Origin of the sequence: Streptomyces sp. ID05-26A (assembly GCF_033794685.1) — a bacterium.
Classification (GTDB): Bacteria; Actinomycetota; Actinomycetes; order Mycobacteriales; family Pseudonocardiaceae; genus Lentzea.
Genome location: NZ_JARAYZ010000007.1, coordinates 110,036 through 136,548, shown reverse-complemented (window position 1 = coordinate 136,548; position 26,513 = coordinate 110,036). Strand labels below are relative to the sequence as shown.

At 69.0% G+C, this 26,513-nt stretch carries 27 protein-coding genes; 16 read left to right on the top strand and 11 right to left on the bottom strand.

The window, feature by feature from the left end:
- Nucleotides 1-16: 16 nt before the first annotated feature.
- Entirely contained in the window at nucleotides 17-1,609 is a 1,593-nt protein-coding gene (locus tag PV646_RS40320; protein WP_500347930.1) for a PucR family transcriptional regulator, read from the bottom strand.
- Nucleotides 1,610-1,716: 107 nt separating this feature from the next.
- Between PV646_RS40320 and PV646_RS40315 the strand changes: the two genes are divergently transcribed.
- Genes PV646_RS40315 through PV646_RS40305 form a run of 3 tightly spaced genes read left to right on the top strand, consistent with a single transcriptional unit; the run spans nucleotide 1,717 to nucleotide 5,046 of the window.
- Complete coding sequence (locus tag PV646_RS40315; protein WP_500347928.1) at nucleotides 1,717-3,000, top strand: aspartate aminotransferase family protein; 1,284 nt, start codon at nucleotides 1,717-1,719, stop codon at nucleotides 2,998-3,000.
- Nucleotides 2,997-4,496 (top strand): CoA-acylating methylmalonate-semialdehyde dehydrogenase, encoded by a 1,500-nt coding sequence (locus PV646_RS40310; protein ID WP_500347927.1) that lies wholly within the window; start codon nucleotides 2,997-2,999, stop codon nucleotides 4,494-4,496. The genes PV646_RS40315 and PV646_RS40310 overlap by 4 nt, the downstream gene beginning before the upstream one ends.
- 46 nt (nucleotides 4,497-4,542) lie before the next feature.
- Complete coding sequence (locus tag PV646_RS40305) at nucleotides 4,543-5,046, top strand: DapH/DapD/GlmU-related protein (protein ID WP_500347925.1); 504 nt, start codon at nucleotides 4,543-4,545, stop codon at nucleotides 5,044-5,046.
- Nucleotide 5,047: 1 nt separating this feature from the next.
- Here PV646_RS40305 and PV646_RS40300 read toward each other — a convergent pair whose 3' ends face one another.
- Nucleotides 5,048-7,105 carry an elongation factor G-like protein EF-G2 gene (locus tag PV646_RS40300; RefSeq protein ID WP_500347923.1) on the bottom strand — a complete coding sequence of 686 codons (2,058 nt, stop codon included), beginning with the start codon at nucleotides 7,103-7,105 and terminating at the stop codon, nucleotides 5,048-5,050.
- Nucleotides 7,106-7,343: 238 nt separating this feature from the next.
- Here PV646_RS40300 and pdxS point away from each other — a divergent pair, with 238 nt between their 5' ends.
- On the top strand, nucleotides 7,344-8,237 hold the full coding sequence (gene pdxS / locus PV646_RS40295; protein WP_189155917.1) for a pyridoxal 5'-phosphate synthase lyase subunit PdxS: 894 nt from the start codon (nucleotides 7,344-7,346) through the stop codon (nucleotides 8,235-8,237).
- A 67-nt stretch (nucleotides 8,238-8,304) separates the two neighbouring features.
- On the opposite strand, the gene PV646_RS40290 is transcribed toward pdxS, so the two are convergent.
- The 3 genes from PV646_RS40290 to helR all read right to left on the bottom strand — a co-directional run bounded on the left by PV646_RS40290 (nucleotide 8,305) and on the right by helR (nucleotide 12,286).
- A complete protein-coding gene (locus PV646_RS40290) occupies nucleotides 8,305-9,075 on the bottom strand; it encodes an LppU/SCO3897 family protein (RefSeq protein WP_500347921.1) in 771 nt (256 codons plus the stop codon).
- A gap of 4 nt (nucleotides 9,076-9,079) precedes the next feature.
- Nucleotides 9,080-9,997 (bottom strand): LppU/SCO3897 family protein, encoded by a 918-nt coding sequence (locus PV646_RS40285; protein ID WP_500347919.1) that lies wholly within the window; start codon nucleotides 9,995-9,997, stop codon nucleotides 9,080-9,082.
- Nucleotides 9,998-10,114: 117 nt separating this feature from the next.
- Complete coding sequence (gene helR / locus PV646_RS40280; RefSeq protein WP_500347917.1) at nucleotides 10,115-12,286, bottom strand: RNA polymerase recycling motor ATPase HelR; 2,172 nt, start codon at nucleotides 12,284-12,286, stop codon at nucleotides 10,115-10,117.
- A 176-nt stretch (nucleotides 12,287-12,462) separates the two neighbouring features.
- Here helR and PV646_RS40275 point away from each other — a divergent pair, with 176 nt between their 5' ends.
- Complete coding sequence (locus tag PV646_RS40275; protein ID WP_500347916.1) at nucleotides 12,463-13,281, top strand: hypothetical protein; 819 nt, start codon at nucleotides 12,463-12,465, stop codon at nucleotides 13,279-13,281.
- Here PV646_RS40275 and PV646_RS40270 read toward each other — a convergent pair.
- Nucleotides 13,278-13,832, bottom strand: a complete 555-nt coding sequence (locus PV646_RS40270) for a helix-turn-helix domain-containing protein (RefSeq protein WP_500347914.1) — start codon at nucleotides 13,830-13,832, stop codon at nucleotides 13,278-13,280. The two genes, PV646_RS40275 and PV646_RS40270, sit on opposite strands and share 4 nt — an antisense overlap.
- A 127-nt stretch (nucleotides 13,833-13,959) precedes the next feature.
- Here PV646_RS40270 and PV646_RS40265 point away from each other — a divergent pair, with 127 nt between their 5' ends.
- Both PV646_RS40265 and PV646_RS40260 read left to right on the top strand, forming a co-directional pair.
- On the top strand, nucleotides 13,960-14,601 hold the full coding sequence (locus PV646_RS40265) for an AzlC family ABC transporter permease (RefSeq protein WP_500347912.1): 642 nt from the start codon (nucleotides 13,960-13,962) through the stop codon (nucleotides 14,599-14,601).
- Entirely contained in the window at nucleotides 14,580-14,888 is a 309-nt protein-coding gene (locus PV646_RS40260) for an AzlD domain-containing protein (protein WP_500347910.1), read from the top strand. The genes PV646_RS40265 and PV646_RS40260 overlap by 22 nt, the downstream gene beginning before the upstream one ends.
- Here the strand turns inward: PV646_RS40260 and PV646_RS40255 are convergent.
- Entirely contained in the window at nucleotides 14,885-15,325 is a 441-nt protein-coding gene (locus PV646_RS40255; RefSeq protein WP_500347908.1) for an Lrp/AsnC family transcriptional regulator, read from the bottom strand. The genes PV646_RS40260 and PV646_RS40255 overlap by 4 nt on opposite strands.
- A gap of 74 nt (nucleotides 15,326-15,399) precedes the next feature.
- On the opposite strand from PV646_RS40255, the gene PV646_RS40250 reads away from it, so the two are divergent.
- From PV646_RS40250 to PV646_RS40230, 5 genes are all read left to right on the top strand, one after another.
- A complete protein-coding gene (locus PV646_RS40250) occupies nucleotides 15,400-16,587 on the top strand; it encodes a trans-sulfuration enzyme family protein (protein WP_500347906.1) in 1,188 nt (395 codons plus the stop codon).
- A gap of 77 nt (nucleotides 16,588-16,664) precedes the next feature.
- Nucleotides 16,665-18,062, top strand: a complete 1,398-nt coding sequence (locus tag PV646_RS40245; RefSeq protein WP_500347904.1) for an amino acid permease — start codon at nucleotides 16,665-16,667, stop codon at nucleotides 18,060-18,062.
- A 69-nt stretch (nucleotides 18,063-18,131) separates the two neighbouring features.
- On the top strand, nucleotides 18,132-18,995 hold the full coding sequence (locus PV646_RS40240; RefSeq protein WP_500347903.1) for a DUF1963 domain-containing protein: 864 nt from the start codon (nucleotides 18,132-18,134) through the stop codon (nucleotides 18,993-18,995).
- A gap of 24 nt (nucleotides 18,996-19,019) precedes the next feature.
- Entirely contained in the window at nucleotides 19,020-19,652 is a 633-nt protein-coding gene (gene pdxT, locus PV646_RS40235) for a pyridoxal 5'-phosphate synthase glutaminase subunit PdxT (RefSeq protein WP_500347901.1), read from the top strand.
- Nucleotides 19,649-20,398 (top strand): YebC/PmpR family DNA-binding transcriptional regulator, encoded by a 750-nt coding sequence (locus tag PV646_RS40230; RefSeq protein WP_382435238.1) that lies wholly within the window; start codon nucleotides 19,649-19,651, stop codon nucleotides 20,396-20,398. Before pdxT ends, PV646_RS40230 begins: the two co-directional genes overlap by 4 nt.
- Nucleotides 20,399-20,451: 53 nt before the next feature.
- On the opposite strand, the gene PV646_RS40225 is transcribed toward PV646_RS40230, so the two are convergent.
- Nucleotides 20,452-21,333 (bottom strand): alpha/beta hydrolase family protein, encoded by an 882-nt coding sequence (locus tag PV646_RS40225; RefSeq protein ID WP_500347898.1) that lies wholly within the window; start codon nucleotides 21,331-21,333, stop codon nucleotides 20,452-20,454.
- Between the two features lie 117 nt (nucleotides 21,334-21,450).
- Between PV646_RS40225 and PV646_RS40220 the strand changes: the two genes are divergently transcribed.
- Nucleotides 21,451-22,029, top strand: coding sequence for a TetR/AcrR family transcriptional regulator (locus PV646_RS40220; RefSeq protein WP_500347896.1), 579 nt, complete (start codon nucleotides 21,451-21,453; stop codon nucleotides 22,027-22,029).
- Here PV646_RS40220 and PV646_RS40215 read toward each other — a convergent pair.
- Both PV646_RS40215 and PV646_RS40210 read right to left on the bottom strand, forming a co-directional pair.
- A complete protein-coding gene (locus tag PV646_RS40215; RefSeq protein ID WP_500347894.1) occupies nucleotides 21,997-22,176 on the bottom strand; it encodes a DUF397 domain-containing protein in 180 nt (59 codons plus the stop codon). The genes PV646_RS40220 and PV646_RS40215 overlap by 33 nt on opposite strands.
- On the bottom strand, nucleotides 22,173-23,009 hold the full coding sequence (locus PV646_RS40210) for a helix-turn-helix domain-containing protein (RefSeq protein WP_500347892.1): 837 nt from the start codon (nucleotides 23,007-23,009) through the stop codon (nucleotides 22,173-22,175). Before PV646_RS40210 ends, PV646_RS40215 begins: the two co-directional genes overlap by 4 nt.
- A 127-nt stretch (nucleotides 23,010-23,136) precedes the next feature.
- Here PV646_RS40210 and PV646_RS40205 point away from each other — a divergent pair, with 127 nt between their 5' ends.
- Both PV646_RS40205 and PV646_RS40200 read left to right on the top strand, forming a co-directional pair.
- On the top strand, nucleotides 23,137-23,637 hold the full coding sequence (locus tag PV646_RS40205; RefSeq protein ID WP_500347890.1) for a DUF4262 domain-containing protein: 501 nt from the start codon (nucleotides 23,137-23,139) through the stop codon (nucleotides 23,635-23,637).
- Nucleotides 23,634-24,128, top strand: coding sequence for a GNAT family N-acetyltransferase (locus PV646_RS40200; RefSeq protein ID WP_500347889.1), 495 nt, complete (start codon nucleotides 23,634-23,636; stop codon nucleotides 24,126-24,128). Before PV646_RS40205 ends, PV646_RS40200 begins: the two co-directional genes overlap by 4 nt.
- A gap of 160 nt (nucleotides 24,129-24,288) precedes the next feature.
- On the opposite strand, the gene PV646_RS40195 is transcribed toward PV646_RS40200, so the two are convergent.
- Nucleotides 24,289-24,852 (bottom strand): TIGR03086 family metal-binding protein, encoded by a 564-nt coding sequence (locus PV646_RS40195; RefSeq protein WP_500347887.1) that lies wholly within the window; start codon nucleotides 24,850-24,852, stop codon nucleotides 24,289-24,291.
- Between the two features lie 149 nt (nucleotides 24,853-25,001).
- On the opposite strand from PV646_RS40195, the gene PV646_RS40190 reads away from it, so the two are divergent.
- Nucleotides 25,002-26,471, top strand: coding sequence for a peptide MFS transporter (locus PV646_RS40190; protein ID WP_500347886.1), 1,470 nt, complete (start codon nucleotides 25,002-25,004; stop codon nucleotides 26,469-26,471).
- The last annotated feature ends 42 nt before the right edge of the window (nucleotides 26,472-26,513 follow it).

The following is a 26,513-nucleotide window of genomic DNA, read 5'->3' as shown; positions in this document are numbered from 1 at the left end:
ATGGGCCCGTGCGCGCTCACGGGCCCATTTCGTGCACCAGCAGGGCGACGTACAGCGAGAGCACGGACTCCGGGTCCTCCAGCGAGACGCCGAGCACCTGTTCGATTCGCCCCAGCTGCTGGTAGTAGGCGGTGCGCGAGAGGTGGGCCGCCGCGGCCGCCGCCGACTTGTTGCCGCCGTTCTCGCACAGGCCCCGCAGCAGTTCGACCAGCCGGGAGCCCTGCGCCGAGTCCCGCGCCAGCAACGGCCCGAGCTCGCGGTCCGCGAACGCCCGCACCCGTTCGTCCTCGCGCAGCAGGTGCAGCAGGCCGCGCAGCCGCACGTCGTCGAGCCGGTGGTAGAGCTGGGATCCCGGTGCCCGCAACGCCGCCCCGGCCACGTGCGCGGCCTCGCCGAGTGAGCGCCGAACGTCCGTTGTGGACGTCACGGTCGTGCCGACGGCGATGACGACGGAGGACGCCGCCGTCCGGTGGACCTCGCGCGCGACCTTGCGCAGAACCCCTTCCACGCCGATGGTGATCGGCACTGACAGCAGCGCACGGACCGAGGTGTCGTCCACGACGCCGACCAGCGCCGCGACCGTGACCCGCCGGGCCGCCAGTGCCGTCGCTTCGGCGAGATCACGCAGAACCTCCTGCGTGGCCAGCGTCTGTCCCTGCAGCACGGACACCGGCCGGACCGCCACGCCTATCAGCTGCCGTCGTTCCAGCGGCACCCCCAGCGCGGCCGCCCGCGCGCCCAGGTCCGGCGACTGCGGCGACTGACCGAGCAGCTGGGCCAGCAACGTCCGGTGCGTCTGCCGTTCCAGCGACTCCCGGTCGCGCGCCACGAGCCGGTGCACGGCCAACGCCGACGCGGCGCGTTCGGCCACCACGACGTGCCGGTGCGGTGGTGGTTCGGGGGAGACCAGCACGAGTCGGCCCCAGTCCGCGCCGCGCGCCCCGACGATCGTGATCAACCAGCCGGACGCGGTGTCGTAGGCGGTCCGCTCGGACACCGTGACCGCGCGGGAGCGGGCGGCCCAGTCGTCCAGCAGCGCCGCGGGATCGTGCCCGGCCGCGTCGTAGGCGAGCACGTCGTGGCCGAGCGTCTCCAGCACGACCGCGAGGCCGGACGTCCGTGCCACCTCGCGCAGCACCTCGGACGGTTCGGCGCCCGCGACCGTGAGCGCCGTGAACGTCTCGTGCACCTGCTCGGCGGCCCGCAGCTCGGCGAGCTGGGCGTCCACGATCAGCCCCACGACCGCCTCGGTCACGGCGACGTACTTGGTCTCCTCGGAAAGCGTGACCAGTGGCAACCCGTGCCGTTCGGCCTCGGTGACCAGCGCGGCGGGCACGTCGTCGCGCCACCTCCGGCCGAGCTCGACGATCAGCCCGGCACACCCCACGGCGGCCAGTTCCTCGACGTAGCGGGCCAGACCGGACTCGGGCAGCATCACGCCGGTCGTGAGCACCAGCTCGCCTCCGCGCAGCAACGGCGCGATGTCTGCGATCTCCGCCACATGCACCCATCGCACGCGTCGGGACAGACCGGCGGACCCCGCCACCAAACGGGGTCGTCCCTGCCTGATCACAGGCAGAGCGACGACTTCGGCGACCGTCGGATACATGGACACAACGTAATGCCAACCAGCCGATCCGGGTACAGGTTGTGCATGGCGGCGAACCCAAGACCCCACCAGACTCCGAGGTCAGGCATAGACCCCTGGAGGACGTGATGGCCCACAAGGAGCTGCTGGCACGACACCGCGCGGTGATGCCGAAGTGGCTGGCTCTTTACTACGACGAGCCCATCGAGATCGCGAGCGCGAGCGGGCGTCGCGTGACCGACGCCGAGGGCACGACCTACCTGGACTTCTTCGCTGGCATCCTGACCAACGCCATCGGCTACGACGTCGCGGAGATCAGCGACGCGATCCGGTCGCAGGTCGACACGGGCGTGTTCCACAGCTCGACGCTGTACCTGATCAAGAACCAGATCGAGCTCGCGGAGAAGATCGCCGAGCTGTCCGGCATCCCGGACGCCAAGGTCTTCTTCACCAACTCCGGCACCGAGGCCAACGAGACCGCGCTGATGCTCGCCACCCAGGCGCGCCGCAGTGAGCAGGTCCTGGCCCTGCGCAACAGCTACCACGGCCGTGCGTTCGCCACGATCGCCATCACGGGCAACCGCGGCTGGTCGGCGTCCGCGCTGTCGCCGATCAAGGTCAGCTGGGTGCACGGCGGCTACCGCTACCGCAGCCCGTTCAAGGCGCTGGACGACAAGGACTACATCAAGGCGTGCGTCGAGGACCTGCGCGAGATCATCGAGACCACCACGTCCGGTGACGTCGCGTGCATGATCGCCGAGCCGATCCAGGGCGTCGGCGGCTTCACCTCGCCTCCCGACGGCCTGTTCCGCGCGTTCAAGGACGTGCTGGACGAGTACGGCATCCTCTTCATCTCCGACGAGGTGCAGACCGGCTGGGGTCGCACCGGCGAGCACTTCTGGGGCATCCAGGCGCACGACGTCGTGCCGGACGCGATGACGTTCGCCAAGGGCCTCGGCAACGGTCTGGCGATCGGCGGCGTGGTGGCGCGCGGCGACCTGATGGACACGATCAACGCGAACTCGATCTCGACGTTCGGCGGCAACCCGATCTCCACGGCCGGCGCGCTCGCCACCCTCGACTACCTGCTCGGCCACGACCTGCAGGCCAACGCGGCCAAGCTCGGTTCGCGGCTGCTCGGGGGCCTGCGCGAACTCGCCGAGAAGCACCCGGTGATCGGGGACGTGCGCGGCAAGGGCCTGATGGTCGGCGTCGAGTTCGTCGGTCCGGAGGGTGAGCCGAACGCCGGTGCCGCGGCGACCGTGCTGGCCGAGTCGAAGGCGCTCGGGCTGCTCGTCGGCAAGGGCGGCCTGTACGGCAACGTGATCCGGCTGGCCCCGCCGATGACCGTGACCGAGGACGAACTCGAAGAGGCTCTGGGAATTCTGGCGCAGGCGGTGCAGCGAGCATGATCAACGCCCGGAGTTGGATCAAACACCGCATCAACGGCAAGCCCTGGGACGACGCCCCGGAACGGCTCGGCGACGTCTACGACCCGACGACCGGCAAGGTCGCGCAACAGGTCGCCCTGGCCTCGGTGTCCGAAGTGGACTCCGCCGTGAACGCCGCCGCGGAAGCGTTTGCGTCCTGGCGCAACGCGTCCCTGGCCCAGCGCTCGACGGTGCTGTTCAAGTTCCGCGAGCTGTTCAACGAACGCAAGGACGACCTCGCGAAGATCGTCTCGGCGGAGCACGGCAAGGTCGTGTCCGACGCGGGCGGTGAGATCCAGCGCGCGCTGGAGTCCGTCGAGTACGCGTGCGGCATCCCGACCCTGCTCAAGGGCGGCTTCAGCGAGAACGCGTCGACCCGCGTCGACGTCTACTCGATCCAGCAGCCGGTGGGCGTGGTCGGCGTGATCTCGCCGTTCAACTTCCCTGCCATGGTCCCGCTGTGGTTCGTGCCCACCGCAATCGCTTGCGGCAACACCGTGGTGCTGAAACCGTCCGAAAAGGACCCGTCGGCGTCGAACTTCATCGCCGAGCTGTTCGCCGAGGCCGGACTCCCGGACGGCGTCCTGAACGTCGTGCACGGCGACAAGGTGGCCGTCGACCGGCTCCTGGAACACCCGGCGGTGAAGGCGATCTCGTTCGTCGGCTCCACCCCGATCGCCCGCTACGTCTACGAGACCGGCACCGCGCACGGCAAGCGGGTGCAGGCGCTCGGCGGCGCCAAGAACCACATGGTCGTCCTCCCCGACGCCGACCTCGACCTGGCCGCGGACGCCGCGGTGTCCGCCGGGTTCGGCTCGGCGGGCGAGCGGTGCATGGCGATCTCGGTCGTCGTCGCGGTCGGCGAGGTCGGTGACTCCCTGGTCGACCGGATCAAGTCGCGGATCGCCGACGTGAAGGTCGGTTCCAGCTCGTCGTGCGAGATGGGACCACTCGTCACCGGCGTGCACCGCGACAAGGTCACGTCCTATTTGGACGCCGGGGTGACCGCGGGTGCCGTGCTCGCGGTCGACGGCCGCGACCACCCGATCGACGGCGACGACGGCGGGTTCTGGCTCGGCCCGACGCTGTTCGACCACGTCGGCACGGACATGACGATCTACACCGACGAGATCTTCGGCCCGGTCCTCTCGGTCGTCCGCTGCGGCACGTACGAGGAAGCCGTCGAGATGGTGAACTCGAACCGGTACGGCAACGGCACCGCGATCTTCACCAACGACGGCGGCGCGGCCCGCCGGTTCCAGAACGAGATCGAGGTCGGCATGGTCGGCGTGAACGTGCCGATCCCCGTGCCGGTGGCCTACTACTCGTTCGGTGGCTGGAAGGAATCGCTGTTCGGTGACGCGCATGCGTACGGGCCGCACGGCGTGCACTTCTTCACCCGCTCGAAGGTCGTCACCTCGCGCTGGCTCGACCCGTCGCACGGTGGCGTGAACCTCGGGTTCCCGCAGAACACGTAGAGGCCTGCTCGCTCATCGGTCCGTCTTCGCAAGCGAAGATGGACCGATGAGTTTTGTGGAGAGGGTCCAGCGGGCGATCCGGCTGACCGAGGAGCTCAACCTGCTGCGGTACGCCGACCAGGAGGCGATCCGCGCGGCGTGGAGCGAGCTCACGGGCCAGGCCGTCGACGAGAAGTTCCACCTCATCCCGCCCGTCTACTCCGACCACGGCGTCAACATCCGGGTGGGACGCAACGTCTTCGTCAACCAGGGCTGCCGCTTCAACGACATCGGCGGGATCGAGATCGGTGACGACGTGATGCTCGGTCCGAACGTCAGCCTGATCAGCTCCGGCCACCCGGTCGAGCCGGAGAGGCGCCGCACCGGCATCACCGCGGCGCCGATCCGGATCGGGCGCAACGTCTGGATCGGCGCCTCCGCGCTCGTCGTGCAGGGCGTGACGATCGGCGAGGACGCCGTCGTCGCGGCCGGAGCCGTGGTCACCCGCGACGTCCCCGCACGGACCCTCGTGGCCGGCGTACCGGCGGCGGTCATCCGGGAGATCGGCTGAGTCACCTCCCCGCGCGTGCCGCCAACGCCTCCGGCAGCGGGTCGTACCGGGAGAAGTGGCGCGTGAACGTGCCCGTGCCCGACGTCAGCGACCGCAGCTCGATCGCGTACCGCAGCAGCTCCGACGACGGCACCTCGGCGCGGATCACCGTGCGCCCGCCCTCGTCCGCCTCGGTCCCGAGCACCCGCCCGCGCCGTCCGGACAGATCACCGAGCACCGTGCCCAGGTGCTCGTCGGGCAGCCGGATCAAGACCTCGTCCATCGGCTCCAGCAGCTGGGTGCGCGCGGTCGAGGCGGCCTCCTTCAACGCCAGCGCGCCCGCGGTCTGGAACGCCGCGTCCGACGAGTCGACGGAGTGCGCCTTGCCGTCGACGAGCGTCACGCGGACGTCCACCACCGGGGTGCCGTCGTTGAGGCCTCGTTCCAGCTGCGCGCGGACGCCCTTCTCCACGGACGGGATGAACTGGTGGGGGATCGAGCCGCCGACGATCTTGTCCACGAACTCGAAGCCGGAGCCGCGGGGGAGCGGTTCGACCACGATGTCGCACACGGCGTACTGGCCGTGACCTCCAGATTGCTTGACGTGCCGGCCGTGGCCCTTCGCCGGTCCGGCAAAGGTTTCGCGGAACGGCACCCTCACCGGTTCGGTGTCGATCTCCGCGCCGCCTGCCCGCAGTCGGGCCAGCACGACGTCGGCGTGCGCCTCGCCCATGCACCACAGGACCATCTGGTGGGTCTCGGCGTTGCGGTCCAGGCGCAGGGTCGGGTCGCTCGCCACCAGGCGGTTCATGTTCCGCGCCAGGTTGTCCTCGTCGCTGCGTGTGCGGGGCACGACGGCGATGGGCAGCAACGGTTCCGGCATGTCCCACGGCGCCATGAGCAACGGTTGCTCGGGCGCGGACACGGTGTCACCGGTCTCGGCGGTGGTGAGCTTGGTGAGGGCGCACAGGTCACCGGCCACGCAGTACGGCACCTCGCGCAGGGTCGAACCCAGCGGCGAGTAGATGTGGGCGACGCGTTCGTCGGCGTCGTGGTCCTCGTGGCCGCGGTCGGCCATGCCGTGACCGGAGACGTGCACGGGGCGCTCGGGGCGCAGGGTGCCGGAGAAGACGCGGACCAGCGACACGCGGCCGACGTAGGAGTCCACGGCGGTGCGGACCACCTCGGCGACGAGTGGCCCGTCCGGGTCGGCGGCCATGCGGGGCTGCGGGATGCCCTCGACGGACGTCACGTCGGGAACCTGGTGCTCCAGCGGTGACGGGAACGCGCGCGCGATGCCGTCCATCAACTCCGTGAGTCCCATGCCGGTCGCGGCGCACACGGGCATCACGGGGTGGAACGAACCGCGCGAGACGGCGGTCTCCAGGTCGGCGATCAGGGTGTCCTGGTCGATCTCCTCGCCGGACAGGTAGCGGTCCATGAGGGTCTCGTCCTCGCTCTCGGCGATGATCCCCTCGATCAACGCCGCGCGCTCGTCCGGGTAGTCGTCACCGGACGTCAGCAGCCCGACGAGAGAGTCGCCCTCCTGCATGTACAACGGCACGACGCCCGCGCCGAACGCCGCCTGGCACTCGATGACCTCGTTGCCGAAGTTCGCACGGTGGTGGTCGGTGCGTGTGATGACCACGGCGCGAGGCATGCCGACGACGGCGCACTCCTCCCACAACGCGATGGTGGCCGCGTCGACGCCCTCGAAGGCGTTGACAACAAAAAGGGCCGCGTCCGCGGCCCGTAAACCTGCCCTGAGCTCACCCACGAAGTCGACGTAACCGGGGGTGTCGATCAGGTTGATCTTGATGTCCCCGTGCTGGATCGGGGCCACCGCCAGGCCGACCGATCGTTGTTGTCGCACGGCGGCAGGGTCGTGGTCGCAGACCGTGGTGCCCTCGGTGACCGATCCCGCGCGGGTCAGGACACCGGTGGCGGCGAGCAGGGCTTCGGTGAGCGTCGTCTTGCCCGCGCCGGACGGGCCCACGAGCACGACGTTGCGGACCTTGGCCGGGTCGTCCACAGCGACCGCGCCTGCCGATGTGCCGTTGTCGGAGTGCTTGCTTCCCATGGCGACCTCCGTCAAGTCGTAGTGTTCGATCTCACACCCGTTGACGTCCCGGGACAACCCCCGGTCGCCCGATCGGCATGCGAAGACGATTCACGACCTGGGTGGAGTGACACGTGTCACGACCTGCGGTTGATCGGAAAGTGGCCTTCTGAATCGCGGCGTCAGTGGCTTAGGGGAAGGGGCCACACCGGTCGTACCGTGAATTCACCAAGACTTCCCCTCTCGAAAGGGTGCCCCGGTGAGCACTGATCAGGTCACGGGCACTGCCCGCGTCAAGCGCGGCATGGCCGAGATGCTCAAGGGCGGCGTGATCATGGACGTGGTCGACGCCACCCAGGCGAAGATCGCGGAGGACGCGGGCGCCGTCGCCGTCATGGCCCTCGAGCGCGTGCCCGCCGACATCCGCTCCCAGGGCGGCGTCGCGCGCATGAGCGACCCCGACCTGATCGACGGGATCATCGACGCCGTCTCCATCCCGGTCATGGCGAAGGCCCGCATCGGCCACTTCGTCGAGGCCCAGGTCCTCGCGTCGCTCGGTGTCGACTACATCGACGAGTCCGAGGTGCTGACCCCGGCCGACTACGCGAACCACATCGACAAGTGGGCCTTCACGGTCCCCTTCGTCTGCGGTGCCACGAACCTGGGCGAGGCCCTGCGCCGCATCACCGAGGGCGCGGCCATGATCCGCTCCAAGGGCGAGGCCGGCACCGGTGACGTCTCGAACGCCACCACGCACATGCGCAAGATCCGCCAGGAGATCCGCCGCCTGCAGAACCTCCCCGAGGACGAGCTCTACGTTGCCGCCAAGGAGCTCCAGGCGCCGTACGAGCTGGTCAAGGAGATCGCGCAGAACGGCAAGCTCCCCGTCGTGCTGTTCACCGCCGGTGGCATCGCGACCCCGGCCGACGCCGCGATGATGATGCAGCTCGGCGCCGAGGGCGTGTTCGTCGGTTCCGGCATCTTCAAGTCCGGCAACCCGGCCCAGCGCGCCGAGGCCATCGTGAAGGCCACCACCTTCCACGACGACCCCGACGTCATCGCCAAGGTCTCGCGCGGCCTGGGCGAGGCCATGGTCGGCATCAACGTGGACGAGATCCCGGAGCCGCACCGCCTGGCCGAGCGCGGCTGGTAAGCCTGAACTGCGCGAAGTCCCCCTGCCGGAACGCCTGCGGCAGGGGGACTTCGTCGTCGTGCCGGGCTCAGATCGAGAACGTGTGGGTCAGGCAGTAGGTCGTGGAGGTCTCCGGGTACGCCAGCGCGAGCGCGAGCCGCTCGTCCTGCCCGCACGCCGCCTTGTCCGCGGTGCCGGTGAGCACCTTCGCCTTGACGACCATGTACCCGCCGCACGGCTTCTTCGGGAACTGCGCCTGGAGCGAGGCGAGCGCGAAGTCGTAGCACTCGCCGTCCGCGAACACCGGGATCAGGCACACGTTCATGCCATAACCCTTGGTGTACTTGACGTAGGCGTCCTCTTCCGCGCCGCACTTCTCGTTCGTCGGCATCGTCTTGACGACCGTGTAGTTGTGCTTGTTCTCGGAGCACTCGGCCTTCGTGTACGTGGCGTCGAACGAGCCGCCCTGGAGCACCACGCAGTCGCCGACGAGCGCGAACGGTGGCGGCTTGCTGGTGGTGGTCGTCGCCGGTGCGGTGGTCGTGTTCTGCAGGCCGCTCCGGAACTTCGGGGCGTCCTTGGTCACGAACCAGATCAGCCCGGAGCCGACAGCCACGACGAGCACGAGCAGCCCGAGGCCGATGAGCAGGCCGGCGCGCGCGGAACGCTGGGGCGCGACGTCCAGCAGCGGGCGCGGCACGTCCGGGCCGGTCGTCGGGTGCTGCGGTGCGGCACCCGAGTACGCGCCGAACGGGTCCGGGTCGATCGGGCCGTACATGTCGTCACGCGGCTCGGGTGGCCTGCGGACCGGGCCCTGTGGCGCGGCCCAGGGGTTCCGCGGCTCTTCGGGAGTGGTCACGTGATCAGCCCGCCTGTGCGAAGCAGTAGGTCGTCCTGATCTCGGGGTACGCCAGGGCGAGCGGGGGGTTGGGGCCGCACGCGGCCTTGTCCACCGTGCCGGTCAGGACCTTCGCCCGCACGACCAGGAAGCTGCATTCGATCGTCTGGAACTCGGCGTTGAGACCCGCGGTCGAGAAGTTGTAGCACTGGCCGTCGACGAAGATCGGGATCAGGCACACGGCCGTGGTCTTGCGGCCGTCGTAGGCGCTGTACTTGACGTACGCGTCGGGATCGTCGCCGCACTTCTCGCCGTGGCCGCGGAGCACCTTGCTCACCACGTAGTTGTGCTGGCCGGTCTCGCAGACGACCTTCCCGTAGTCGGGCTTGAACGACGGCCCCGACAGCTTCACGCAGTCGCCGACCTGGGCGACGGGCGTCGCCGGGGTGCTGGTGGTCGGGAGAGCGGGGATCGTGGTCGTCGCGACCTCGTGGTTGCGGCCGACGGTCACGAGGAAGACCGTGGCCACCGTCAACGCCAGCAGGACGCTCAAGACGATCCCGACCACCAGGGCCGCGCCGGACGTCTTGCGCGGAGGGACCTGGGCCGGGTGCGGGGACCCGGGGTAGGCGCCGGGCGGGTACTGGACGGAGTGGGTCGGTGCCGCCCACGGGTTGTACGGCGGGGCAGGAACGGGCGGCGGCACGCCCGGACCGGTGGGGTCGGCGGGCACGCCCGGGCCGGTGGGGTGGGCGGGCAGGACGGCGATGGACTCGCTGGGCAGCACGACGGGTTCACCCGGCGCGGCCACAGTTCCGGGTTCGTTCGGCGCGGCCACGGTTCCGGGTTCGTCCGGCGTGGCGAACTCACTCGCTCTCGCCGGGGGAGCCTCGGCTCGGCCGGGTTCCTCGGATGAGGCGGGCGGGATGGGCGGAGTCGTCATGGAATGCCCCCAGTGCGGCTCGGACGTGAAAATGATCGTCTGGCCGACGCGAGCAGTCCCCCCAGACTTCCGCCCATCCTAAGACCTGGTCCGCCCTTCACGGCCCCTGTTGAGGAGTCATGTGCCCACGGTCACCACGAGGCCGGACAACTCGCTCGGCAACGGCCCGTGGTGCAGCACGCCGAGCCGTTGCGTGGCACGGGTGAGCGCCACGTAGAGCTCCGCCGCGCCGCGCGGGCCGTCGGCCAGGATCCGTTCCGGCGCGACGACGAGCACCGAGTCGTACTCCAGGCCCTTGGTCTCCGAGGCGGGCACGGTGCCGGGCACGCCGGGCGGGCCGATCACGACGCTCGTGCCCTCGAACTCCGCCTCCAGCTTGGCGAACTCCTCGATGGCGGCGGGCAGTTCCTCGGCGGTCACCTGCCGCGACCACGGTTCAACACCGTTGGCGCGCACCGACTCCGGCGCCTTCACGTCCGGCGCGAAGCTCGCCAGCACCTGCGCTGCGACGGCCATGATCTCCGCCGGCGTGCGGTAGTTGACCGTCAGCGACCGGTACTCCCAGCGGCCCGGCACGTACGGGTCGAGCATCTGGCCCCACGACGTGGCACCCGCCGCCGCGCGTCGCTGCGCCAGGTCGCCCACGACCGTGAAGGAACGGCCGGGACAGCGGCGCATCAGGACTCGCCAGTCCATTTCGGACAGTTCCTGCGCCTCGTCCACGACCACGTGCCGGTAGGTCCAGGCGCGGTCCGCGAGCGCGCGTTCGGCGAGCGTGCGCTGGTCGTGGTCCTCGAAGCGCTCGGCCAGGTCCTCGGCGAACAACATGTCCGACGCGAAGAGGTGGTCCTCGTCGTCCATGTGGTCGAAACGGCCGACCATGCCGTCGAGCACCTCGGCGGCGTAGCGGGCCTCGGCGGCGCGTTCGGCCGACGCGGCCTGGTCCTCGGACTGCTCGGTGCCGTCCTTGCCCAGCAGGTCGTGCAGCTCGTCGAGCAGCGGCACGTCCGAGATCGTCCACGGCTCGCCCTCGGCGCGGAACAACGACGGGTCCGCGCCCGCCGCCGCAAGCTCCTCCGCCGAGGCGTAGAGCGAGCCGAGCAGCTCGAACGGCGTCATGATCGGCCACAGGAAGTCGAGCGCGGCGACGAACGAGTCGTCGTCTGCGAGGTCCTTGACCAGGCCGGAGCGCATGTCCTCCCAGGCCTGCTTGTCGGACCGGGACATCCAGCCCTTGCCGATCTTGCCGATCGCCCGCTCCGTCAGCACGTACGTGACGATCTCCCGGAACACCGCGCGGGCCTCGTTGTGCGGGAGGCCGCTGTCGCGCGCCTCCTGCCTGGCCCACTCGGCGACGTCCGCGCCGATGCCGATGACGACGTCCTTCATGCCGATCGGGATCGGCTCCTCGGGCACGCGCTGCCGGGCCGCGACGGCCGCCTTCAGCACGTCCACCATCCGTCGCGAACCCTTGACCTTCGCGACCTCCGGAGCGTCCTCGGCGGTCGCGAGCAGCCCGGGCAGCAGGCTGCCGGCGGTCGAGAACACGACGTCGGACTCACCGAGCGACGGCAGCACCCGGCCGATGTGGTTGAGGAACGCCGGGTTCGGGCCCACGACGAGCACACCGTGCCGTTCCATGCGCTCGCGCTGCGTGTACATCAGGTACGCGACGCGGTGCAGCGCCACGACCGTCTTGCCGGTGCCGGGACCACCCTCGATCACCAGCACGCCGGGGTGGTCGAGCCGGATGATCGCGTCCTGTTCGGACTGGATGGTCGCGACGATGTCGCGCATGCCCGTGCCGCGCGGCGCGTTCAACGCCTCCAGCAGGGCCACGTCGCCCCGCTCCTCGCCGAGCTTGCCGAACACCTCGTCGGTGAACCCGGCCACCGAGCGGCGGCGGGTGAGGAACTGACGACGCCGGCTCATGCCCTCGGGCGTGGCCCCGGTCGCGGTGTAGAACGGCCGCGCCGCCGGTGCGCGCCAGTCGAGCAGCAACGGCTCGAAGTCGTCGAACTCGTCGAACAGACCGATCCTGCCGATGTAGGAGATGTTCCCGTCGGCATGGTCGAGCCGGCCGAAGCACAGCCCGTAGTCGGCCACGTTCAGACGCTTCATCTCGCGGTGCCGGGCGCGCACCTCGTTGTCACGGTCCATCGCGGTCTCGCCGGTGCCACCCAGCGCTGACTGGTACGCCGCCTTCACGCGCGCACGTTCGCCATCAAGCCGTGCGTAGAGACCGGCCACGTAGTCGCGTTCGGACTGCAGTTCTTCTTCGTAACCCACGTGCTCCCCAGTGCCCCTGGTTTGTTGCTTGAGGCGATGAGTGTGAACGATGGACGGGGTCTTGTGGCAAGGCCCCCTCTCTGCTATACGTTTAAATGGAAGAACGGGCCGGTCGCACACGCGACCGGCCCGTTTTTCGTTGGCGCGGTGGACGCGTCGCTGGTCATCATGGCCGCGTGAACCTGCCGCTCCGCTGGGACCTCGTGACACCTGACCAGCTCGGGTCGATGCTCGACGACGTCGAGGCGCCCGAGGTCTGGTACCTCGACGACCTCGCGGAGTGCGCGGGCAAGGTCCTGGCCCGCAGCGGCAACGGCGACCTGGTGTTCGTCGGCCGCTCACTCGACTCGATGTTCGACCTGCTCGGCGGCGCGCTGGACGGCGGCAGGGCACTGCACCGGCTGCCGGTGTCGTTCGCTCACGGCCCGGTCTTCCGGCCGGAGGTCCGGCGCGTCCGCGAGATGCTCGCCGAGGCCGGTGTCACGCCCGCCTCACTGGCCCGGCGCGACCGGCCGCTCACCTTCGTCGACGTCGTGGCGTCGGGCGGGTCGTTCGGCAAGCTGTTCGGCCTGCTGGACGACTGGATCGCCGAGGAACGCGAGACCTGGCCCGCGATCCGCCGAAAGCTGCGGTTCGTCGGTGTGACGATCCGCTGGCGGACCAGCCCGAACGTCGAACGCTGGCAGCAGCACGCCGAGTGGACGCGCCGCCTGCCCGCCTCCTCGGTGGTCAACGTGTCGCTCGACGAGGATGTCTGGTGCTACCTCGGCAACGCGCAGACCAAGCTGACCTGGCCCTATCAGCTGCACCGCTGGCGCGAGTACCTGCGCGAAGCCAAGCGCGACGAGAAGACCCGTGAGGCGTTGGCGGAGGCCGTGCACCTGGTCGCGCTCGGCCGCACCAAGGAGGTGCGCCGGATGATCGCCCGCGGCATGGACGGCGAGCCCGCGCTCAGCGAGTCGTGGCTGCGCACCCTTCAGAGCCGCCTGAGCTAGACCGTGTGCTCCATGACCATCATGGCCGTCGTTCCCGGCTCCAGCGCCTTGCAGATGTGCGGCACGTCGCCGGGATACACGATGTAGTCACCGGGCCCGAGCTCGATCGGGTCCTCGGCCAGGCCCGCCAGGCACCGGCCGGTCGCCACGATCATGTGCTCGATGCTGCCCGGCACGTGTGGCAGCGACTCGCGGGCGCCGCCCGGTTCGAGGGCCAGCCAGTAGATGTCGTGCTTGGTGCCCGGACGGCACGCGGCCAGCAGGGTCGCCGAGTAGTGCGCGCGCTCGGAGTGGATGACCGGGCCCTCGCCCGCGCGGATGACCTGCACGCGCGGGACGGCGGGTTCGACGAGCCGGCTGAACGGGACGCCCAGCGCCACGCCGAGTGCCCACAGGGTCTCCACGCTGGGATTTCCGGCGCCGGACTCCAGTTGGGAGAGCGTCGACTTCGCCACACCGGCCTTCTTCGCGACCTCGCTCAGCGACATGCCCGTGCGGTCGCGCTCACGCCGGAGGTTGGCCGCGATGAGGTCGAGTGGTGCGTTCGACACAGAAGTCCATCCGTTCGTCTTGACGAACACCGATCCCAGGTGTTCATCTTAATGGGTGGTGCGTTCGATTTGGCGAACTCTTGATCGAGATTCATTTGACTCTGGGCTCCTGCGTGATGTCGCCGCAGTGGCCCTCGGTGCCGCGGTGACCGGTGCGTCGTTCGGTGCGATCTCGGTCGGCTCCGGCCTGCCGTGGTGGATGCCGGTGCTGATGTCGCTGCTGATCTTCGCGGGCGGCTCGCAGTTCATGGCGGTGGGGATCGTCGCCGCCGGTGGCAGCCCTGCCGCCGCGGTGCTGGCCGGGCTCGTGCTCAACGCGCGGCACCTGCCGTTCGGGCTCGCGATCGGGGACGTGCTGGGCAAGAGCCCGCTCGCCCGGATCGTCGGCAGCCACCTGCTGATCGACGAGTCGACGGCGTTCGCGATGTCGCAGAAGGATCCCGCGAGAGCGCGCGCGGCCTACTGGGCGTGCGGCGTCGCGTTGTTCTTCAGCTGGAACACCGGTGTGCTCGTCGGTGCCCTTGTGGGGCAGGCGATCGGCGACCCGATGACGTTCGGACTGGACGCGGCGTTCCCGGCGGCACTTCTCGCGCTCACGTTGCCCGCGCTCAAGGACAAGGCGACGCGCAATGCGGCGCTCACGGGCGGTGCGATCGCTTTGGCGACCACGCCGTTCCTGCCCGCAGGGGTGCCCGTGCTGCTCGCGCTCGCTGGTCTGTTCGTGTTCAAGACGAAGAAGGAGGAGCCGTGCCCGTCACCGCAGTCCTGATCCTGGCCGCCGGCACCTTCGCGATCCGGCTCGCCGGACCGTTGCTGCGCGACCGCGTCACCCTGCCCGAGAAAGTCCGCGAACTGATGTCGGCCAGCGCCACCGTGTTGCTGTTCGCATTGGTGGCGGTGTCGGCGCTGACGAGCGGCAAGCAGTTCGGTGGGTGGGCGCTCGCCGTCGGAGTCGCGGTCGGCGGTCTCGCGGCGTGGCGGAAACTGCCTTTTGTCGCAGTGATTGTTCTGGCTGCGGCGACGACCGCGGGACTGAGGCTTCTCGGCGTCGCCTAGTGCTTTCTGACGTGCGAGAAAAGCAGGTTCGTGTGCACCTCCGTCACCTCTCGCCGGCTCGTGAACTTGTCGAGCACGAGCCGTTGCAGATGACCGACGTCGGAAACCGCGACGTGCACCAGGAAATCCTCCGGGCCCGTCACGTGTGAGAGCGCGACCGTTTCCGGGAGCGAGAGCACGTACGCCATGAACGGGTCGACGATCTCCTTGGTGTGCGGCCGGATCTTCACCGCGAGCATCGCCTGGACGTGCTGTCCGACGGCCTTCGGATCGATCTCCGCGTGGTAGCCGGTGATCACGCCGCGCTCCCGCAACGCCCGGTGCCGCACGACCGCCGTGGACTGCGCGACGTTGACGCGTTCGGCCAGGTCCTTGTTCTGCAGGCGCGCGTCCTTCCGCAGCTCCCGCACGATGGCCTCGTCGATCGAATCCAGCACGGCTCTTCTCCGTTCCACCGAATCGCCTGCGGTAGTTCGCCCGCTCTTCCGAGGAAGTCTCCACCATTCGGGCCATGACGCGCATCGAGACCATCGCAGTGCACGGCGGCCGCGACGACCTCGCGGAGCTCGGCGTGCACGCTCCTCCCATCGACCTGTCCACCACCTACCCCGTGCCCGACCAGGCGCTCGGCGGGGAAGCGCTGGGGGAGTGGGCCACCGGGGCCGCGCGGGCGGCGTCGCCCGTCTACGCGCGGCTGCACAACCCGACCGTGGCCCGGTTCGAACAGGCGCTCGCGGCTCTCGAGCACACCGAGACGTCCGTGGCGTTCGGCAGCGGCATGGCAGCGGTCACCGCCGTGATCCAGGCCGCCTGCGTGATGGCGGGGAAACCGCACGTCGTAGCCGTGCGACCGTTGTACGGCGGCACCGACCACCTGCTGTCGTCCGGTCTGCTGGGCGTCACGACCACGTACGTGGAAGCGGGTCTGGTGTCCTCCGCGATCCGGCCGGACACCGGGCTCGTGGTCGTCGAGACCCCGGCCAACCCGAACCTCGACCTCGTCGACATCGAGCACGTCGTGCGCCAGGCCGGCTCCGTGCCGGTCATGGTCGACAACACCTTCGCGACCCCGATCCTGCAGAACCCGGCGCTGCACGGCGCCTCCTACGTGCTGCACTCCGGCACCAAGTACCTGGGCGGGCACGGTGACGTGCTCGGCGGCGTCGTGGCCTGCTCCGAAGAGCGCGCGGCGGCGTTGCGGCAGGTCAGGATCATCACGGGCGCCGTGCTGCACCCGCTGGGCGGCTACCTGCTGCACCGCGGGCTCGCCACGCTGCCGTTGCGGGTCCAGGCGGCTTCGAAGTCCGCCGCCCTCCTCGCACTGCGACTGGCCGAGCACGACGCCGTGGAGTTCGTGCGCTACCCGTCCGCGTCACTGCAGATGCGCGGAACGGGCGCCATGATCGCGTTCGGCGTGCACGGCGATCCCGTCGAGGTCGTACGTCGGCTCAAGCTCATCACCCCGGCCGTCTCCTTGGGTTCGGTCGACACGTTGATCGAGCATCCCTCGGCTTTGACGCATCGACTCGTGCCTGGCGAAGAACTGCGGGCATCCGGCGTTCCGGACAATTTGCTGCGCATTTCCGTGGGGCTGGAGCACGTCGAGGACATTTGGTCCGATCTAAACGCAGCACTCTGTGACGTCGCTTACGTTAAGTCTTCCCCAGGTGATTTCTTGGTGATGGCCGCCACTCGCTAGGGTTCCCCGCAATCGGCGCGTCGGGGCGCGGGAGGTTCCGACGCGAGCATTTTTCCGTTTTCGGAAGGAACCTCCTCGTGAGTTCTGTGGAAACTGATGCGGACGGCTACACCAAGGCGCTGAGCAAGCGTCAGGTGCAGATGATCGCAATCGGTGGCGCGATCGGCGTCGGCCTTTTCCTGGGTGCGGGCGGACGCCTCGCCACAGCAGGGCCGTCGCTGATCCTGTCTTATGCGGTGTGCGGCCTCGCGGCGTTCTTCGTCATGCGCGCGCTGGGCGAACTGGTGCTCCATCGGCCCGTGTCGGGCAGCTTCGTCGAGTACGCCCGCGAGTTCATCGGCCCGTGGGCCGGCTTCACGTCGGGCTGGCTCTACTGGCTCAACTGGGCGATGACCGGCATCGCCGAGATCACCGCCATCGCGATCTACATGCACAAGTGGTTCCCGGACCTCCCGCAGTGGATCACCGCTCTCGTCGCACTGGTGGTCCTGGTGGCCATCAACCTGCTGTCGGTGAAGCTCTTCGGTGAACTGGAGTTCTGGTTCTCCGTCATCAAGGTCACCGCCATCATCGTCTTCCTGGTGGTGGGCGCGGGCCTGGTCATCGGCAACGCGGACATCGGCGGGACGACGGCGTCGGTCTCGAACACCCTCGGCCACGGCGGCCTGTTCCCGGCGGGCGTCGGCATCGCCCTCATGACGTTGCAGGCCGTCGTCTTCGCCTACGCGGCCATCGAACTCGTCGGCATCGCCGCCGGTGAGACCAAGGACCCCGAGAAGGTCATGCCCCGCGCCATCAACGGCGTGGTCTACCGGATCGCGATCTTCTACGTCGGTTCGGTGCTCCTGCTGACGATGTTGTTGCCGTGGGACCACTTCACCGGCACCGAGTCACCGTTCGTCACGGTCTTCTCGGCGCTCGGCATCCCGGTGGTCGGCGACATCATGAACGCCGTCGTGCTCACCGCCGCGCTGTCCTCGTGCAACTCCGGTCTCTACTCGACCGGCCGCATCCTGAGGTCGTTGGCGCAGAAGGGAGAAGCGCCCGCGATCACCGGTCGCATGAACTCCCGGCACGTGCCCTACGGCGGCATCCTCTTCACCGGTGTCGCGTACCTCTTCGGCGTGGTGCTCAACTACATCGTGCCGAAGGAGGCCTTCGACATCGCGATCGCCGTCGCCTCACTGGGTGTCGTCTCGACGTGGGCCACGCTCATCATCTGCCAGCTGCGGTTGCGCAAGAAGGCACTGGCGGGCGAGATCGAACGGCCCTCCTATCGGATGCCCGGCGCGCCTTACACCTCGTACGGAACGCTGGCGTTCCTCGCACTGGTGATCGGGCAGATGGCCTTTGCCGGAACAGCCGAGAAGATCGCGTTCTGGTCCATTCCGGTGCTGGCACTGGTGTTGTTCCTCGGATGGCGCTTCGTGAAGTCGCGCGAGACGCAGCAGAAGGAACTGGTCGGCATCGACTGACCTGTCCGTCTCGAATGGCCTCCTCGTCCCAGGACGAGGAGGCCTTTTCGTACCCCCTATTGTTCCTCCATGACTTTCGACTTCGGCGACCGGATGACCCCCTTTCGCGACAAGGCGATCGAGCGGGGAATCCCCACGGAAGACGTGGACAACTGGTTAACGCTCACCCGCCCCTGCGCCACGCTGTCGCCGAACGGGGAAGGGCCGGTCGTGGGCCGGTTCGGCGGCCCGCTCCTGCTCCCGGCGGACGTCCCGGTGCCGCCCCACCCGTTCGTCGCCTCCCTCGACCTCGCGGCTCTGCCCGCCGGCTTCACGGACCTGGACCTGCCCGCCGACGGCCACCTGCTCCTGTTCGCCTTCCCCGAGGACGAGGGCGATCCCGTGAGCATGGGCAGCGTGGTCTACGTCCCCGCCGGTGCGGACGTGACGGAACAGGACCTCAACGCCTGGAACGAGTGGGACATCGACGACTACGACACGATGTTCAAGGAGTTCCCGCAGGGGCCGGTGCGGGCGACGGCCGACGTGTCCCTGCCCAACCATCACGCGTTCGAGGTCCGAGGGGAGCGCAGGGCCGGCCCGATCCCCGGACACCCGCGGGCCGAGGCCCTGGTCGACGCCTGGCAGGACACCCGCGAAGGCATCATCAACGCCGACGCGACGCTCCAGATCGGTGGTTACGCCGACGAGGAGGCCGTCTACACCGATCCGCTCGGCGCCGTCGTGAGCCGCGCCCGGTGGGCGGTGGAGAAGGGCAAGTGGGACGGGCCGGTGTCCGACGACGTCTCCGACTGGGTGCTCCTGGCCGACTGGTACGCCGGAGCGGACGTCAGCGGCTGGGAGAGCGCCACCGTCCACTGGGGGATCCAGCGCGAGGACCTGGCCGCGCGACGCTTCGACCGCGCCTTCGCCCAGGTCTTCTACAACCCCTGATCCGGCTCGAATATGCTGGTGAGCATGGTTGTCGCTGCTCCTCCCGTCATCGGCGTGCTCGCCCTCCAAGGCGATGTACAGGAACACCTCGTGTCGCTCGCGAAGTGCGATGTGACCGCACGGCCCGTGCGCCGCGTCGAAGAGTTGGACGAGCTGGACGGGATCGTCATCCCCGGCGGCGAGTCGACGACCATGAGCAAGCTGCTCGACAACTTCGAGCTGCTGGAGCCCCTGCGCGCGAAGATCAAGGCGGGCTTCCCCGCGTACGGGTCGTGCGCGGGGATGATCCTGCTGGCCAACGACGTGCTCGACGGCCGCGAGGACCAGCACCAGCTCGGTGGCCTCGACATCACCGTGCGCCGCAACGCGTTCGGAAGGCAGATCGACTCGTTCGAGACGGACCTCGACCTGGCCGGGGAGACCGTGCACGCCGTGTTCATCCGCGCACCGTGGGTGGAGGCGGTGAGCGGGGACGTCGAGGTTCTCGCTACGGTGCCCATTACGGCTGAGGCGGGCGATGCCGCCGGTAGGATCGTCGCGGTCAGGCAGGGCAACGTGCTGGCCACGGCGTTTCATCCGGAGCTCACGGGGGATGAGCGCGTCCATCGCCTGTTCGTGGACATGGTTCGTGGTTTGACTGGTTCGGAGGAGAAATGAGCGGCCACTCCAAGTGGGCGACCACCAAGCACAAGAAGGCCGCCATCGACGCCAAGCGCGGCAAGCTCTTCGCGCGGCTGATCAAGAACATCGAGGTGGCGGCCCGCACCGGTGGTGGTGACCCGGACGGCAACCCGACGCTGTTCGACGCCATCCAGAAGGCCCGCAAGAACTCGGTGCCGCTGGACAACATCGAGCGCGCCCGCAAGCGCGGCGGCGGTGAAGAAGCAGGCGGCGCCGACTGGCAGACCATCATGTACGAGGGCTACGGCCCCAACGGTGTCGCGGTGCTCATCGAGTGCCTCACGGACAACCGCAACCGCGCCGCCACGGAAGTCCGCACGGCGATGACGCGCAACGGCGGTTCGATGGCCGACCCGGGCTCCGTGTCGTACATGTTCAGCCGCAAGGGCGTCGTGATCGTGCCGAAGCAGGGCACGACCGAGGACGACGTGATGATGTCGGTGCTCGAAGCCGGTGCCGAAGAGGTCAACGACCTGGGCGAGGCCTTCGAGGTCGTGTCCGAGGCGGGCGACCTGATCCCGGTCCGCAAGGCGCTGCAGGAGGCCGGCATCGACTACGAGTCGGCCGAGTCGAGCTTCCTGCCGTCGGTCTCGGTGCAGCTCGAGGCCGAGGGCGCGAAGAAGATCTTCAAGCTGATCGACGCGCTGGAGGACTGCGACGACGTGCAGAACGTCTTCGCCAACTTCGACGTGTCGGACGAGGTCATGGCCGAGGTCGGCTGACGACTTCCACGAAGAACGCCGGTCACGCAGCACGCGTGACCGGCGTTTTTCGTCTAGTCGACGTCGAGGCGGCCGACCGGGCCGAGGTCCTCGGCCCGCACCTGCTTCCACGCGAGGTCGTCGACTCCGAGGGCGTCGCGCAGGAACGCCCACGCCACCCGCCGGATCAGCGCGACGCGTTCCGGGCTCTCGTCGGTCGTGTCCGCGGCGTTGTAGGAGTGGATGCCGCCGAGCGAGTGCTCGCCGCCGGACAGGGTGAGCAGCGCGCGGGCGCCGGGGCTGTGGTGGAACACGTCGGTGAACCAGTCCGGGCCGCGCTTGCCGAGCAACGACTGGTCCTGGTCACCCGCGACCGTGAGGAACGGCGTGGTCTGCCGGGAGAAGTCCGGCGACATGAACGAGCCGAAGTTCTCCTGCGCGAACGGCGTGAGGTTGTCGCCGCCGAGGCCGGTCGCCGCGAACAGCACGCCTGCCTTCACCCTGGGGTCGGGCCCCGGTCCGTCCTCGCCGAGAACCCGCGCGCCCAGCAGCAGGCCGACGGTCTGCGCGCCCCACGAGTGACCTGCGACGGCGATGCGGTCGAGGGAGGCGCGGCCGGTGAGTCCCGGCACGGCGGCCAGTAGGGTGTCCAGTTCGTCGAGCACCCGCTGGACGTCCTGCACCCGGAACCGCGAGATGTCCGGGTAACGGGGGTCCGCGTGCGTGAGGCCCAGTGAGCGCGAGTCGAGGAACGTCGGCTGGACGACCACGAAACCGTTGGCGGCCCAGTGGTCCACCAACGGGTCGTAGTACGTCATCGACCCGCCGAAGCCGTGTGCCAGAACGACGATCGGGAGGTCGGTGCCGGTGACCGGAGCGGACACGCGGACCTGCAGGTCGTCGCCGCGGTCCGGTGCGGGCAGGACGACCGGCTTGACGCTGATGATTCCGGGCATGACAAATATCCCCTAGGTGATGAGGAGAGGCTGTTAAGCTCCTAACCGGAGCGCGGTTCCGAATATACGGAGCAGCGTTCCGCTTTGGCAAGTGCCGTGGTGGAGAGGAGTGCCCGAGTGGGTGCAGGGGAGTCGGCGACCGCGAAGCGGGCGGACGCGCGGCGCAACGAGAAAGCGCTGCTCGACGCCGCCGCGGCGGTGTTCGTCACGGACGGGGTGGACGCGCCGGTGCGCCGCATCGCCGCCGAGGCCGGGGTCGGCATGGGGACGATCTACCGGCACTTCCCGACGCGGGCGGACCTGGTCGTGGCCGTCTACCGGCACCAGATCGACGCGTGCGCCGAGGCGGGACCCGCGCTGCTCGCGTCGGCGGAGTCGCCGTTCGTGGCGCTGCGGGACTGGGTGGACCTCTTCGTGAACTTCCTGGTGACCAAGCACGGCCTGGCCGCCGCGAGCCGCAACGACCCCGACGGCTTCAGCGCCCTGCACGGCCTGTTCCTCGACCGGCTCGTGCCGGTGCTCACCGACATCCTCGACGCGGCGCGCGAAGCCGGTGAGATCAGGACGGGCATCCCGCCCCTGCACCTGCTCCGCGCGATCGGCGACATCTGCGCCGGGGCCGAAGGCGCCGGCCCCGACTACGACGCGCGGATGGCCATCGGACTACTGCTCGACGGGTGCCGGTACCTCGGCTGACGCCATCGACAGGAACGCCGACCAGGCGTTCGCACTCACCGGCAGGAAGGTGGACGGCGCCTTGCTGTCCCGGATGCCGACGCCGTGGCCGACCTCGACGCAGTTGTTGCTGTCGCCGCTGTAGCTGCTCTTGCGCCAGTTGGTCATTGGAGACCCTCCAAGATGCTGTTGATCACCGCCCTCGATTCTTCCTCATCCAGGGCGACACCTGCGAGGTCCTTCAGGATGTTCTCGTAGGTGTCGACGGTCTCCTTGTCGTCGAAGAACAAGCTGCACCTGACGCTGTCGATGTAGACGACCGGCGGGTACTTCGCGAACTTCATCAGCCGGAAGTCACCCGTGATGCCCGCGTGCACACCGGCTGATCGTGGGACGATCCGGATGCTGATGTACTTGCGCACCGACAGTCGCAGCAGGTGCGCGAGCTGCTCACGCCACACCTCGGTGCCACCGACCGGAAGCCACAGCGCCTGCTCGTGGATGTAGAAGGTGAACGACCGGCTGTATTCGAGGATCTCCGCCCTGGCCGCCCGTGCGGCAACGGTCTTCGGGATGTTCTCCTCCGAGACCGTCTGGGCCTTCGCGGTGACGGCCTGGATGTATTCGAAGATCTGGAGCAGACCGGGTACGAGGATCATCGACCAGTCGAGGATCTCGATGGCCTCCTGCTCCTGGTTGATCAGCGTGCGCACCTGGTCCGGCACGCCATCGTCGGTGAACTGCGCGTAGAAGCTCCCCGACTCGCGGAACAGGGCGAGCAGGCGCTCGCGTTCGGCGAGCGGTGTGCGGCAGTAGGCGAGCAGGGTGGCGACTTCCATCTCGTTGACACCACCCTTGCCGGCGAGCATGTCGGACAGTTTGGCCTCTTGCCAGCCGAGCAACTCGGCGAGCCTGCGCTGGATGAGTCCGGTGCTCTCGACGGCAGCGCGGACACCGTTGCCGAACTCGCGGCCCACCACGCTGGACGATCTCTTGGGCATGGACGGACGGTAGGGGCAGCGACCGCGAATCCTCTATCGTTTCCGGCCAAATCTGCCTGAAGGTGGGAGCGTTGGAACAGCTCCAAGCAGGCATAAGGCGCCGGGAGGGTGCCGTAGGCTGGGTGCCGTGCTTTCCGACGAAGACATCGAACTGCGGGCGCGGCTGCTGTCCGCGGCCGACCGGTTCGGCCACACGAACATCGTTGTGAACCCGGACGCCGAGGGGCCCGGGTACGTGTTCTCGGTGGGTGCCTGGCGGCGGTTCGGCGTGGCCGAGGCGGTGGTGATCGGGCTGCCGCAGGGCATGGGCGAGAACCTGATCAACATGTACGTGCGGCGGGCCAGCGAGGGTGAGCGGTTCCAGCCCGGCAAGCTCTACGACGACTTCTTCGACGGGGTGCCGGTCGCGTTCGAGCGGGTCTACAAGGGGTTCTACCCCGAGTTCTTCGGGAGCGCGTACCTGCTCTACGACGGGTCGGACTTCGCGGCCGTGCAGATCATCGTGCCCACGCCGCAGGGGCAGTGGCCGTGGCAGCCGGACGCGCCGCAGGGGTTCGGGGACCACCAGATGATCCTCACCGAGAGCGGTCTGCCGGAGAGCTGGACGCCGGGGGTCACCGGACCGTGAGCGTCCACATCGGAGGGTTGACGCCGGAGCACGCCGGTGAGGTCATGACGATCCAGCGGGCCGCGTACCTCCAGGAGGCCAGGAGGTACGGCGCGTGGGACCTGCCGCCGCTGGTCGAGACGATCGAGGAGATCCGGCGCCACCTCCGGGACGGCACGCCCGCGTTCGGGGCGTTCGACGGGGCGCGGCTGGTCGGGTCGGTGCGCAGCCGGGTCGACGGCGACCGGATGGAGGTCGCCCGGTTGTCGGTCGCCCCCGACGTCCAGGGTGGCGGGGTCGGCCGCCTGCTGCTGCGGGCGATCAGCGAGCGGACGCCGGAAGAGGTGCAGGTCGTCTGGCTGTTCACCGGGGCCGAGAGCGACGGGAACATCAGGTTCTACGAGAGCGCCGGGTTCGTCCGGGTGAGCGAGCACCTCGACGCCGTCGGAATCAGGTGCGTGACCCTGGAGCAAAAGCTCCAGAAACGTTGTCCGGAAGTCGTTGTCCGCTGATTCGGCTACGACACCGGACAACGATCTACCTGTAGAAATGCGGTGCGATCAACGGTCCGGGGGGATCCGGGGGTCGCGGCCGGGGGAGGAACGCCCCGCCTCGCAGGAGCAGCAGGGGGATGCGAAGCGGGGCGTTTCGGCAGGCCCGGTCGGAGAACCGTCAGGGCTTACGTCCCAGGAGTCCGATCAGTCGTGTTTGGTCGTCCGCGTCCGGCGCCACCGGCACGGCCGAGTCGAACATCGACGAGCCACTCCACTCGTCGGCGTTGCGCTCGACGTAGGCCAGCACCGCCGACACGAGTCCGGGGTCGATCCGCTCGTCCGCGCCGATCGAGCGCGCCAGGTCCCAGGCGTGGACCGCGAGATCCGTGGTCATCTGCCAGCAGTACTCCTCGGCGTCGAGCTTCCCGGACGACACCGTCACGGGTTTCGCCAGCGCGTGCGGCCCGAGCCAGGCCTCGCGCGCCGCCGCGGCCGCCACGACCCAGGACACGAGCGGGTCGTCGCCCAGGTTGTCGTGGTCGAAGCGGTCGCCGACCTGTGCCGCCGTGCAACCGGCGAGCAGTTCCGGTGCCCAGAGCTGTTCGTGGACCAGGTGCCCGACGAGGTCTCTGACCGACCACTCCCGGCAGGGTGTGCCGAGTGACCACTGATCGGGTGCGATCTCCCGCACCCGCCGGTCGAACTCCGTCATCGCCATGCCGTGCGCCTGGATCAAGTCCATCCCAGCAGTGCATCAAATCTCGGCGGGGAGCGCACCCTGAGGTGAGAGTTGGGCCACTCGGACGCAACCCTGATTTCAAACCGTACGAGCGTTCGGCGTAATCTCGACCAGATCCGCCGTGACATCGTTGACACGAAGGGACGATGACTGTGAGCGCTCCTAGCGCCAGCATCTCCACGCAGGACAAGGGATTCTTCGGGCATCCCCGAGGCCTGTCCACGCTGTTCTTCACCGAACTCTGGGAACGGTTCTCGTTCTACGGGATGAAGGCCATCCTCGGCCTCTACCTGTGGACAGCCGTGTCCGAGGGCGGCCTCGGCGTCGACAAGGCACTCGCCCTGTCGATCGTCGCCATCTACGGCACGGCCGTCTACATGTCCGGTGTCGCGGGCGGCTGGCTCGCCGACCGCGTCTGGGGCGGGCAGCGCGCGACGTTCAACGGCGGCGTGCTGATCATGTGCGGTCACATCGCACTGGCCCTGCCGATCGGCATCACGGGCGTGTACCTCGGCCTGATCTTCATCGTCTTCGGCACGGGCCTGCTCAAGCCGAACATCTCGACCGTCGTCGGCGGCCTCTACGACCGCGACGACTCGCGCCGTGACGCCGGCTTCACGGTCTTCTACATGGCGATCAACATCGGCGGCTTCGTCTCGCCGTTGATCACCGGCGCGCTCGCGGACGGCATCGGCTTCCACGCCGGGTTCGCCGTCGCGGCGGTCGGCATGGCGGCCGGCCTGATCCAGTACCGGATGGGCCGCAAGCACCTGCGCGGTTCGGCCGCCGTGGCGCCGAACCCGTTGCACCCGCAGGAGAAGGGCCGCGTCTACGGCCTCATCGCCCTGATCGCGGTCGTGGTCGCCGGGCTCGGCGTCGTCTCGTACCTGCTCGGTGGGGTCGAGGGCGTCATCCTGATGATCAGCATCATGTCGATCGTCCTGCCGATCACGTACTTCACCGTCATGTACCGCAGCAAGAAGACGCTGCCGGAGGAGAAGCCGCGGGTCCTCGCGTACATCCCGCTGTTCGTCGCGGCGGCGATGTTCTGGCTGATCTTCGAGCAGAGCGCGTCGGTGATCGCGGAGTTCGCCGACTCGCACGTCGACAACCACGTGTTCGGCTGGGAGTTCCCGGTCGCCTGGTTCCAGTCGATCAACCCGATCATGATCATCGCGCTGGCGCCGGTGTTCGCGTGGCTGTGGCTGAAGCTCAAGGACCGCGCGCCGTCCACGCCGCGCAAGTTCGCGGGCGCTCTCGTGCTCGTCGGCCTGTCGTTCGTGCTCATGTACTTCGCGAGCAACTCGGCCGCCGACGGCAAGGTGACGCCGCTGTGGCTCGTGGCGATGTTCCTGATCATGACCGCGGGCGAGCTCATGCTCTCGCCGGTCGGCCTGTCGGTCACGACGAAGCTGGCGCCCAAGGCGTTCGCGTCGCAGACGATGAGCCTGTGGTTCCTCGCGGTCTCGGCCGGTACCGGTGTGGCCGCGCAGCTCGTGAAGTTCTACACGACGAGCCCCTCGGCGTACTTCTTCACGCTGGGCGGCGCGGCGATCGTGCTCGGTGTCGCCCTGGCCGTCGCTGCCCCGGCGATCAAGAAGCTGATGGCCGGCGTCGAGTAAGGCCTGAGACGAGGTGAGAGGGAGGCCCGTCGCGGCGGCGGT

Excerpts from the sequence above, each read along its gene's own strand:
- PV646_RS40225 (WP_500347898.1), bottom strand. The coding sequence starts at position 21,333 with ATGCCCGGAATCATCAGCGTCAAGCCGGTCGTCCTGCCCGCACCGGAC.
- pdxT (WP_500347901.1), top strand. The coding sequence starts at position 19,020 with ATGGTTGTCGCTGCTCCTCCCGTCATCGGCGTGCTCGCCCTCCAAGGC.
- PV646_RS40305 (WP_500347925.1), top strand. The coding sequence starts at position 4,543 with ATGAGTTTTGTGGAGAGGGTCCAGCGGGCGATCCGGCTGACCGAGGAG.
- PV646_RS40310 (WP_500347927.1), top strand. The coding sequence starts at position 2,997 with ATGATCAACGCCCGGAGTTGGATCAAACACCGCATCAACGGCAAGCCC.
- PV646_RS40315 (WP_500347928.1), top strand. The coding sequence starts at position 1,717 with ATGGCCCACAAGGAGCTGCTGGCACGACACCGCGCGGTGATGCCGAAG.
- PV646_RS40240 (WP_500347903.1), top strand. The coding sequence starts at position 18,132 with ATGACTTTCGACTTCGGCGACCGGATGACCCCCTTTCGCGACAAGGCG.
- PV646_RS40300 (WP_500347923.1), bottom strand. The coding sequence starts at position 7,105 with ATGGGAAGCAAGCACTCCGACAACGGCACATCGGCAGGCGCGGTCGCT.
- PV646_RS40195 (WP_500347887.1), bottom strand. The coding sequence starts at position 24,852 with ATGGACTTGATCCAGGCGCACGGCATGGCGATGACGGAGTTCGACCGG.
- PV646_RS40210 (WP_500347892.1), bottom strand. The coding sequence starts at position 23,009 with ATGCCCAAGAGATCGTCCAGCGTGGTGGGCCGCGAGTTCGGCAACGGT.
- PV646_RS40215 (WP_500347894.1), bottom strand. The coding sequence starts at position 22,176 with ATGACCAACTGGCGCAAGAGCAGCTACAGCGGCGACAGCAACAACTGC.
- PV646_RS40250 (WP_500347906.1), top strand. The coding sequence starts at position 15,400 with ATGACGCGCATCGAGACCATCGCAGTGCACGGCGGCCGCGACGACCTC.
- PV646_RS40320 (WP_500347930.1), bottom strand. The coding sequence starts at position 1,609 with ATGTATCCGACGGTCGCCGAAGTCGTCGCTCTGCCTGTGATCAGGCAG.
- PV646_RS40285 (WP_500347919.1), bottom strand. The coding sequence starts at position 9,997 with ATGACGACTCCGCCCATCCCGCCCGCCTCATCCGAGGAACCCGGCCGA.
- PV646_RS40230 (WP_382435238.1), top strand. The coding sequence starts at position 19,649 with ATGAGCGGCCACTCCAAGTGGGCGACCACCAAGCACAAGAAGGCCGCC.